We start from the raw sequence: 10,175 nt of genomic DNA, 5'->3' as shown, positions 1-10,175 counted from the left end.
CATCCGGATTGAACTGATTTACGCAAATAAAATCCAAAGTGATAATAAAAACTGATTGTGATTTATACAAATTTTTCCCTTTAGCGCAAGTATCCTGTTCGAGCTCAGCCACCTGCTCCCGTGCGAATCCTTTCGCGCTTGCACATTTTTTTTTACGAAAGGATTAACTTTGCCCAGTATCTGACTTGTTATTCGGAGATTGTTTTTTGGACAAATAAAAAATATTGACACCTAATATAAAGGCATTCGTAATGATTACCGGCCAGGAAGTTGCCAGCATAAATCCATAAAGAACAAACAGCAGGCATCCTATCGAATTTATTATCCGTAAAGTATTAATATTTTTCATAAGAAATGAAACCATCAACACTAATGATGCCAGATAACCTACCCATTCTGTAAAAGATATATCCATTATTTATTTGATTTTTATGAAATATAAAAATAGAATATTATCAGGAATAAATTTCTGTTTTTTTAAAACAACCCCGCTGCACAGTGTAGGACACAAGTGTTATACATAATGCATTAGACCAAGGATGACACTGATCAAACTGATTTGCACAGATTTTTGACATAAACTAAAGATTTGACATAAATCACGACCAGTTTTTTTTAAAATCACTTTGGATTTTATCTGTGTAAATCCGTTTGATCTGTTTAACCCGTAAGATCCGTGTGCTATTTTTAGATATGTCCAAACGGTAGGTCTTTATCTTGTTTTTTCGTTAAAAAGCAAATAAAGAATTGATTTTGTAGTCAAATTTTAAGGTAATATCGATAAAAAAAGAGGCTGCCTTTTTTAGACAACCTCTTTCTTTTTATAACCAAATTGAGATTATTTACTCAAGTACATTTTTCTGCGTGAATACAACTCATAGAATTGGTCATCTTTCAAGTCGTCAATAAACAAGATGCTTTCTCCAGTTGATTTCATTTCAGGCCCTAACGCTTTGTTTACATTTTTAAACTTACTGAAAGAGAATACCGGTTGCTTGATCGCAAATCCTTTCAATTGCGGATTGAATGTAAAGTCGGTTACCTTATTGTGACCCAACATTACTTTTGTAGCATAGTTTACATACGGCTCACCATACGCTTTTGCAATGAACGGAACTGTACGTGATGCTCTCGGATTCGCTTCAATGATGTAAACGATATCATCTTTAATAGCAAACTGAATATTGATCAAACCAACAGTTTTCAGTGCCAATGCGATTTTATGCGTATGATCCTTAATTTGCTGCATCACAAACTCACCAATATTGAATGGCGGCAAAGTCGCGTTACTGTCTCCGGAGTGAACCCCACAAGGCTCGATATGCTCCATGATACCGATGATGTAAACGTTTTCACCATCACAGATCGCATCTGCTTCTGCTTCGATTGCACCATCCAAATAGTGGTCTAACAATAATTTATTACCCGGAATCGATTTCAACAAATCAATAACATGCTCTTCCAATTCCTGTTTATTGATTACAATTTTCATTCCCTGACCACCCAATACATAAGATGGACGAACCAACAATGGAAAATCTAATGAATCCGCTAATTTTGATGCTTCTTCAGCACTTTCCGCGATACCGAATTTCGGGAACGGGATATGTAATTCTGTCAACAAATCTGAGAAACGCCCTCTGTCTTCGGCTAAATCCAAAGCATCGAAACTTGTTCCTAAAATCTTAACTCCGTATTTAGAAAGTTTTTCAGCCAATTTAAGTGCCGTCTGACCTCCTAACTGCACGATTACACCTTCCGGTTTCTCATGACGGATAATATCGTAGATATGCTCCCAGAAAACAGGTTCGAAGTATAATTTATCTGCCGTATCGAAATCCGTGGAAACCGTTTCAGGGTTACAGTTGATCATGATCGTTTCATAACCACATTCAGCAGCAGCTAAAACGCCGTGAACACAAGAGTAATCAAACTCAATTCCCTGTCCGATTCGGTTTGGTCCCGAACCTAAAACGATTACTTTTTTCTTATCTGTAACTACACTCTCATTATCTACGAAACGAGTACCGTCGGCTTTCTGGATTTCCGCTTCGAAGGTTGAGTAGTAGTAAGGTGTTTTCGCTTTAAACTCGGCAGCACAAGTATCTACCAATTTATAAACACGGTTCACTCCCATTTGATCGCGCAGGTTGTATACCTGACTTTCAAGACAACCCATCATGTGAGCAATCTGACGGTCTGCAAACCCTTTTTGTTTCGCTTCCAAAAGCAATTCTTTCGGTAACGTATCTATTTTGTATTTTGAAATTTCACGCTCTAACACATACAATTCCTCGTATTGTTTAAGGAACCACATGTCGATTTTAGTGATTTCATGAATTCTGCTTAACGGAATACCCATTGCAATCGCATCATAAATCACAAATACACGATCCCAGCTGGCGTATGTTAATTTCTCAATAATCTGATCGTAATTGGTATACCCTTTTCCGTCCGCTCCCAAACCGTTACGTTTGATTTCCAATGACTGAGTCGCTTTATGCAAAGCTTCCTGGAACGAACGTCCGATTCCCATCACCTCTCCAACCGATTTCATCTGAAGACCTAATGTTCTGTCGGCTCCTTCAAATTTATCGAAATTCCAACGCGGGATTTTTACGATAACGTAATCCAAAGTCGGTTCGAATAAAGCGGAAGTTGATTTCGTAATCTGGTTTTGTAATTCGTCAAGTGTATACCCTAAAGCTAATTTTGTAGCAATTTTAGCGATTGGATATCCGGTTGCTTTTGATGCTAAAGCAGAAGAACGAGATACACGCGGGTTGATCTCAATCGCTACGATATCTTCTTTTTCATCTGGTGAAACGGCGAACTGTACGTTACAACCTCCTGCAAAGTTTCCGATACTTCTCATCATCAGAATTGCCATATCTCGCATTTTCTGGAACGTTCTGTCCGAAAGCGTCATCGCAGGTGCTACTGTAATACTGTCTCCGGTATGGATTCCCATTGGGTCCATATTTTCGATGGTACAGATGATTACAACATTGTCGTTTTTATCGCGAAGTAATTCTAATTCGTATTCTTTCCAACCTAAAAGTGCTTTATCAATAAGTACCTCGTGAATTGGAGAAGCTTCAAGACCACGTGTCAACAAATCGTCGAAATCTTCTTTCTTAAATACGAAAGCAGCTCCGGTTCCCCCTAAGGTAAACGAAGGACGAATTACCAGCGGGAATCCGAATTCCTGTGCAATTTCTTTACCTTTAAGGAATGAATTTGCCGTTTTTGCAGGTGCAGTCGGAATTTCGATTCGCTCTAACAATTGTTTGAATTGCTCTCTGTCTTCCGTAATATTGATAGCGTTAACATCAACCCCGATTAATCGAACTCCAAAATCTGTCCAGATGCCTTTTTCATCCGCTTCCAAACAAAGATTCAATGCGGTTTGTCCTCCCATTGTAGGCAAAACGGCATCAATTTGCGGATGCGCTTTTAAGATTTCAATGATTGATTTTGTCGTTAGTGGTTTCAAGTACACGTGATCCGCCATTGACGGATCTGTCATGATGGTTGCCGGATTGGAGTTAATTAAGATAACTTCAATTCCTTCTTCTCTTAATGATCGTGCAGATTGTGATCCTGCGTAGTCAAACTCGCAGGCTTGTCCGATTACAATTGGTCCCGAACCAATAATTAAAACCGATTTGATTGAATTGTCTTTTGGCATTGTGTTGTGTTGTTGTAATTATTAAGACACGTAAAGTTATGTCTTTATTCTCAATAAGGTATAAAAAAAGCGTTACTGATAAAAAGTAACGCTCTATTTATGATTTAAAAATCATTATTTTTTGTGTCTAGGCTCAGATGAAACCGTTAACTTATGTCTTCCTTTTGCTCTTCTACGCGCTAACACTTTTCTTCCGTTAGCAGAAGCCATTCTATCCATGAAACCGTGTTTGTTTCTTCTTTTTCTTTTCGATGGTTGAAACGTTCTCTTACTCATTGCTTTTATCTTTAAATCGTGTTTTTAAATATGTTCAGCTTTGAAATTAACCTCGCTTCAAAACCGAGTGCAAATATACAAAGACTTTTATTTCTGGCAAGTGGTTTAGAAAATTTTTTTAAACTTCTGTCAGGATATCGTTTCATAAACAGTCAGAATAACGTTTTTAAGGAATTTCATTACTTTGAAAAAACTTTTTTCAGTTGCTCATTTCTATTTATTACATTTGCAAACTTAAAAATAAAAACGCTATGTTTCACAGAAATATTAAATTGATTTTAGCAGGATTGGTTATCGCATTAGGGATTTGGCAATTCACGGAAGATAACATCGGAAACGGTATTTTCCTGATTCTTTTCTCATCAATCTTTATTTTACTTTATTTTAAAAACGAATTCATTTTACTGGCTTTCCTTCAGTTGAGAAAACAAAATCTGGAAGGTGCCGGTAAATGGCTTGCCTATATCAAAAACCCGGAAACCGCTTTGGTTAGAAAACAACAAGGTTATTTTAACTACCTTAACGGAATCATGGTATCACAGACCAATTTGTCGGCTGCTGAAAAATATTTCAAAAAAGCTATCGAATTAGGTTTAAGTATGGATCAGGATCTGGCTTTGGCTAAATTGCAATTAGCTGGAATCGCCATGACAAGAAGAAGAAAAGTGGAAGCCACCAACTTATTGAATGAGGCAAAAAAACTTGACAAACAAAATATGCTTAAGGATCAGATCAAAATGATGAAAGAGCAAATGAAAAAAATATAACTATTTGATTTTCAATATTAAAAGCGCTTTTTAAGCGCTTTTTTTGTATCAAAACGTATCCTGACGAGTATTTGAGCCACTCATCGGAAAAAAAAGCAATTCAACGGTTTTAAACGTAATTTTATCGATTCAAAACAGAGAATATGCTGCATTTTTACTTAAAAATCATGGTCGTTTTTCTTCTGTCTTGTGCAGCTGTTGCACAAGACGACGCACATGCTTTGTTTTCATACAACATCCACAAAAACATCAAAACTTACATAAAAGAAGCCAATGCTGCTTACGAAAGAGGTGATGACAAGCTTGGAAAAAAACTCTTTGATTCCCTAATTCACAATTCCCTTATCGGAACAAAATTTGATAATTTCAGCTTCCATCGCATCAATAAAAGAAGACTTTTTCTCAACAAAATTAAAAAACCTGTATACCTCCTTACCTATTCCTCATGGTGTCTTACATCCAATGGCGAAATTTCAGCCTTAAACAAACTCGCCAAGAAATACGGAAAAAACATTCAAATCGTGGTTGTTTTTTGGAACAGAAAGGAAGAAATCAAAAAAATAGCCAGTCAATTCAATGACCCAATAGAAGTTTGCTACGCGCATGAAACCTACAATAAGGACGACTATCTTGTTTCTACATTAAAACACACGCTTGGAATACCAACCACTTTTTTAATTGATGAAGGGATGAATTTAATTGACATCCGCAGGGGCGGTATCAACCTGGGAGACAAAATGTCCTACGACCAATCTTTCTCCTTAAATTATGAACGCTTTTACGAAGGCATCAGTCCTTTAATCACAAATGAAGACGGATTCAAAAACAAGGAAGGAATCTCAAAATGATTATTTCCCCAGAATCATCTTTCCAGCCACAATCAGCAATAGCACTCCAAAGACTTTCTTCAGCATTTTGGCATCGATGGAAACCGCCAACTTGCTCCCAAAATAGCCTCCGATGACAAAAAAAACCGCCATGAGAGCAGCATAGCGCCAATCGAGATAACCCTCTTTATAATAATTATACACAGCTGCAGCCGTAACCGGGAGCAACAGCACAGCAAGACTGGTTCCTTGAGCCTGGTGCTGTGAAAATCCCAACAACAGCAAAAGCGGAACCATAATTATTCCGCCACCAATTCCAACCAACCCGCTTAACATCCCCGCCAACAAACCTATGGCTATTAAAGCAAAAACTATAGTTAATGTCATGGATCTCATTTTTACCTTGTATACCCTTCTAACGGAATTTCAATTGCATAAACTTTACCCGGTTGCACTACCAAAGACTTATCTCTCAACCAAGGATTATGGATTTTCAGGATTTTATAATTAATTCCCTGTTCTATTGAAAAAGCGGCTAAATCCGGAATATCAGCCGTCACTTCAATCTTTTTGGTCGGAATCTGTTTGTAAAGAACCTCATTTGGCAATGCATAACCGTATTTCTGCTGGTTTTGCATTATCTCTTTCAAAGCTAAAATCCTGAAAACATAACGAGACGTCTCTTCATTAACCAGCAAATCATAATAATCTGTCACTTTTTGAGCCGCCATGAAACGATCCATTCCATTCACTCCGCCATTATAAGAAGCAGCCGCCATTGTCCAGTTTCCAAATTTCGCTTTGGCTTTCAACAGATACTTGCATGCCAATTCGGTGGATTTTTCAAGATGATAGCGCTCATCCACAATTTCATTTACTTCCATCCCGAACTCTTTTGCCGTTTCAGGCATAAACTGCCAAACCCCTTTCGCACCTGAAGGCGATGTCACATTGGCCAAACCACTTTCAATAACAGCGAGATATTTAAAATCGTCCGGAACACCGTTTTTCTTCAGGATAGGTTCGATAACCGGGAAAGCGCGATTAGCCCTTTTTATGACCAGTTCGGTTGTAGCATGAAGATTTACATTCACGGTCAGTTCCCGATCAAAACGTTCACTTACATCCGAAATTTTCAACGGAACCTTTTCACCTGCAAAATCCATCTCTACAGGTATTCTCGTGAATTCATATCCTTTTCCCGTTGTTACGGCTGAAACCGCATAAATAAATAGTCCACTTACAACAATCACTGCCGCAACTGCCATAACTCTTCTAATCAATTTCATAATCTTATTTTATTCGGTTATTATCCTTGGAAGATTCTCATTCATCCATTTGTACTTAAACAAAATCATGGCATGTGTACCTCCGTTTACCACTATACAATTTTTAATATTCTCAATCGGAAACACATCGTCTTTGTCCCCATGAATATGGACAACCTTTTCATCCGCTTCGGCCCTATTCCACATTAGGACGTTTTCAATGGCCCAGTCCAGATACTTCACATCATTTACCGAAAGATAGGTTTTATACAATTCCAGACGCTCTTTCATTCTCGGACTTGTACTATACCGCAAAAGGTATTCCACATTAGAAAAAAGGCTCGTTGGAATAAGTTTGTACATTTTAGTATTCCTGACAAACTTCATTCTTCCGGGAAACTCTTTCTTACACTTTACACTTGAGACGATAATGGTTTTCCGAACAGGTTTAATCTTTGCGATTTCCTCAACCAAAATCCCACCAAAAGAAACACCAATTAAAACAGCGTCATCGTGCTTTATTTTTTCAGCCATTCTTTTTGCATAGTGTGACAGCGTTTCATTTTTCTCCGGCAAAAACCATTCCAACAAAATTGTCTCAAATTGGTCTTCAGGCAACTTTATCCTTTCGAAAATTTTCGGACTGGCTGCCAAACCCGGCATGAAATAAACAGGTATTTTACTCATTGAGTGGAATTTAAATTCAGCTGAACCACAGCCTTGAAATTTTCATAAAAATAGCACTTTTCCCTATTATATAAGACTTTGAAAAACATAAATTTTAACCAAAATCAAATTTGCACCAACTTCTTCCAATAGCTTTCAAAACAGTTTGATATTGATTATCAAATAAGTACCTTTGCATTGTATTTATCCACCAACACAATTCCTCAAATGATTATTAAGAACAATGAATTCTCAAGGCAGTTCGAAACGACTGTTGACGGTCAGTTATTAACGGTGGAATATTCATTTCAGGAGAAAAAAATTTTTCTTTCGAAGGTGAATGTTCCGGAGCAATTTGAAGGTTCAGAGACCATGTCGGATTTTTTAAAACAGATTCTGATGGTCGCAGAAGAAAAAAAATGGAAAGTGGTACCCATTCATCCAAAAGTGGCCGCTTTTTTCAGAAAAAATCCTGTATATAAAGGATTACTCCCTCCAGGGATAAAAATTTGATTCACTAAAGAATATAATCCTAAAACCTAAAAAAGTTAAAGGTCGGTTTCTGTTGAAATCGACCTTTAACTTTTTTTGTCCATATCAAATCATTGCTGAACTACAGGATTATTCCGAAAAGCAATAATTCATTTTACACCTTTTAGATTTCAGATTTTTACAACTCTCCTTATTAATGCAGTTCAATCACGAAGAATATCAGCTGTTTTCGAAACTTACTTTAAAAGTATTATGTCTCCCAATCGATTTTTTACATCTCAAAAAAAATGTATATTTATACCATGGACCAAGAAGAATTCTACACCGATATCCTTCATTTTTTTGAAGACATTGATAAATATTACGGCTGCCAAACAGATATTACCGAAGGTATTTGTGCTTCTTCAGGTGATTTTTCGGCCGATTACACCACGTGGAATCTTTTTGAATTCGATTTAATCCGATCAGCCTACCGATATACCGGCGATCGCTTTATGCTGGAAGGCAACGGGATGTATTATGAAATTTCCGCCCGATCGATTATTTCCTTTATCCAGTCCGGACGTAACAAATTTGAATTTGTGGAACAATTGGGCGATAATGTTTACCGAGTTACCAAGCTGCGATTCCATTATAAATATTAAAAAAGGAAATAGAGACAAGAGCCAAGAAACAAGAAAAAGACAACTAATACAGTAGTCTATTCACCCTCTTGCTTCTTGACTCTTGCTTCTTGACTCTTTTCTCTAATTATTCACGAACTCCAATCGAACACTTCCGTCTTCGTCAATTCTTGTGAGTTTGATTTCGTGTAGTGTATTGACCAATTCCGGATTCCAAGGCGTTTTTACTTTTACATAGTTTTCGGTAAACCCGTGAATATAACCTTCTTTATTTTCCCCTTCAAATAAAACCGTTCTGTTAGTTCCGATCTGACTCTCATAAAAAGCACGTCTTTTCTTGACCGAAAGTCCACGTAACATCTTACTTCGTTTTGCACGAACATTAGACGGTACAACGCCTTCCATAACTGTTGCTTCAGTATTATCTCTTTCCGAATAGGTAAATACGTGTAAATAAGAAATATCCAGCTCGTTCAGGAAATGGTAAGTCTCCAAAAACAGTTCATCGGTCTCACCCGGAAAGCCGACAATCACATCCACACCGATACAAGCATCCGGCATTACTTCGCGTATTTTAGCAACACGTTCGATATACAATTCACGCATATAACGACGTTTCATTTTTTTCAGAATCTCATTGCTGCCCGATTGTAACGGAATATGGAAATGCGGTACAAACGTTCGGCTTTGTGCTACGAAATCGATGGTTTCGTTTTTCAGAAGATTGGGTTCAATGGATGAAATACGCAAACGCTCAATCCCCTCCACTTTGTCCAGATTCTGAACTAATTCATAAAAGGTATGCTCGTGCTTTTTATTTCCAAACTCACCTTTACCGTAATCACCGATATTTACTCCGGTCAAAACAATTTCCCGAATTCCCTGTTGTGAAATTTCTTTGGCGTTTTTAAGTACGTTTTCCATCGTATCACTTCTGGAAATTCCTCGCGCCAACGGAATCGTACAATACGTACATTTATAATCGCATCCGTCCTGAACTTTCAAAAAAGCGCGTGTCCTGTCACCTATCGAATAACTGCCGACATAAAAATCAGCGTCTTCGATTTCGCATGAATGTACTTCACCCATATCATTCTTGGACAAATCGTTGAGATAATCGGTAATTTTGAATTTTTCTGTGGCACCTAAAACCAGATCCACTCCATCCACATCGGCAAGTTCTTCAGGTTTTAACTGCGCATAACAGCCCACGGCCGCAACGAAAGCCTTATCATTAAGCTTCATTGCTTTTCTTACAATCTGTTTGAATTGTTTATCGGCATTTTCGGTAACCGAACAGGTATTTATTACGTAAATATCGGCAACCTCTTCGAAATCAACGCGGTCGAAACCTTCATCCTGAAAATTACGTGCAATTGTTGATGTTTCTGAAAAATTCAGTTTACAGCCCAGCGTGTAGAACGCTACTTTCTTTTTGTTTTCCATAAGTAAGCTCAATTAATGAAATCGTTGTCAAAAAATTGAGTTGGCAAATTTACATACAATAATCCGTATGATAAAATCAACAAACCACTATATTTTAATTATTTACACATTCCAATAAA

The 10,175-nt window shown here is 37.4% G+C and carries 10 protein-coding genes; 4 read left to right on the top strand and 6 right to left on the bottom strand.

Annotated features, from left to right (window positions below; translation table 11 throughout):
* Nucleotides 1–838 precede the first annotated feature (838 nt).
* Both carB and rpmH read right to left on the bottom strand, forming a co-directional pair.
* Nucleotides 839–3,691, bottom strand: a complete 2,853-nt coding sequence (gene carB / locus VLB74_RS11450) for a carbamoyl-phosphate synthase large subunit (protein WP_325203590.1) — start codon at nucleotides 3,689–3,691, stop codon at nucleotides 839–841.
* 114 nt (nucleotides 3,692–3,805) lie between these two features.
* Nucleotides 3,806–3,967: a 50S ribosomal protein L34 gene (gene rpmH / locus VLB74_RS11445; protein ID WP_008464848.1), complete on the bottom strand. Its 162-nt coding sequence runs from the start codon at nucleotides 3,965–3,967 to the stop codon at nucleotides 3,806–3,808.
* 251 nt (nucleotides 3,968–4,218) lie between these two features.
* On the opposite strand from rpmH, the gene VLB74_RS11440 reads away from it, so the two are divergent.
* Together VLB74_RS11440 and VLB74_RS11435 are read left to right on the top strand one after the other, a co-directional pair.
* On the top strand, nucleotides 4,219–4,734 hold the full coding sequence (locus VLB74_RS11440; RefSeq protein WP_325203589.1) for a DUF2892 domain-containing protein: 516 nt from the start codon (nucleotides 4,219–4,221) through the stop codon (nucleotides 4,732–4,734).
* Between the two features lie 143 nt (nucleotides 4,735–4,877).
* Nucleotides 4,878–5,582, top strand: a complete 705-nt coding sequence (locus VLB74_RS11435; RefSeq protein WP_325203588.1) for a TlpA family protein disulfide reductase — start codon at nucleotides 4,878–4,880, stop codon at nucleotides 5,580–5,582.
* On the opposite strand, the gene VLB74_RS11430 is transcribed toward VLB74_RS11435, so the two are convergent.
* Genes VLB74_RS11430 through VLB74_RS11420 form a run of 3 tightly spaced genes read right to left on the bottom strand, consistent with a single transcriptional unit; the run spans nucleotide 5,583 to nucleotide 7,516 of the window.
* Entirely contained in the window at nucleotides 5,583–5,948 is a 366-nt protein-coding gene (locus tag VLB74_RS11430) for a sulfite exporter TauE/SafE family protein (RefSeq protein ID WP_325203587.1), read from the bottom strand.
* Between the two features lie 11 nt (nucleotides 5,949–5,959).
* On the bottom strand, nucleotides 5,960–6,850 hold the full coding sequence (locus VLB74_RS11425; RefSeq protein ID WP_325203586.1) for a lytic transglycosylase domain-containing protein: 891 nt from the start codon (nucleotides 6,848–6,850) through the stop codon (nucleotides 5,960–5,962).
* A 9-nt stretch (nucleotides 6,851–6,859) separates the two neighbouring features.
* Complete coding sequence (locus tag VLB74_RS11420; protein ID WP_325203585.1) at nucleotides 6,860–7,516, bottom strand: alpha/beta hydrolase; 657 nt, start codon at nucleotides 7,514–7,516, stop codon at nucleotides 6,860–6,862.
* Between the two features lie 207 nt (nucleotides 7,517–7,723).
* Here VLB74_RS11420 and VLB74_RS11415 point away from each other — a divergent pair, with 207 nt between their 5' ends.
* Complete coding sequence (locus tag VLB74_RS11415) at nucleotides 7,724–8,008, top strand: GNAT family N-acetyltransferase (protein WP_325203584.1); 285 nt, start codon at nucleotides 7,724–7,726, stop codon at nucleotides 8,006–8,008.
* 266 nt (nucleotides 8,009–8,274) lie between these two features.
* Nucleotides 8,275–8,631, top strand: a complete 357-nt coding sequence (locus VLB74_RS11410; RefSeq protein WP_325203583.1) for a hypothetical protein — start codon at nucleotides 8,275–8,277, stop codon at nucleotides 8,629–8,631.
* 102 nt (nucleotides 8,632–8,733) lie between these two features.
* On the opposite strand, the gene mtaB is transcribed toward VLB74_RS11410, so the two are convergent.
* Nucleotides 8,734–10,056, bottom strand: a complete 1,323-nt coding sequence (gene mtaB, locus VLB74_RS11405) for a tRNA (N(6)-L-threonylcarbamoyladenosine(37)-C(2))-methylthiotransferase MtaB (RefSeq protein WP_325203582.1) — start codon at nucleotides 10,054–10,056, stop codon at nucleotides 8,734–8,736.
* Nucleotides 10,057–10,175 lie beyond the last annotated feature (119 nt).

It is taken from the genome of Flavobacterium sp. (assembly GCF_035456225.1).
Taxonomy (GTDB): domain Bacteria; phylum Bacteroidota; class Bacteroidia; order Flavobacteriales; family Flavobacteriaceae; genus Flavobacterium.
This window is presented reverse-complemented; position numbering and strand designations above follow the sequence as displayed.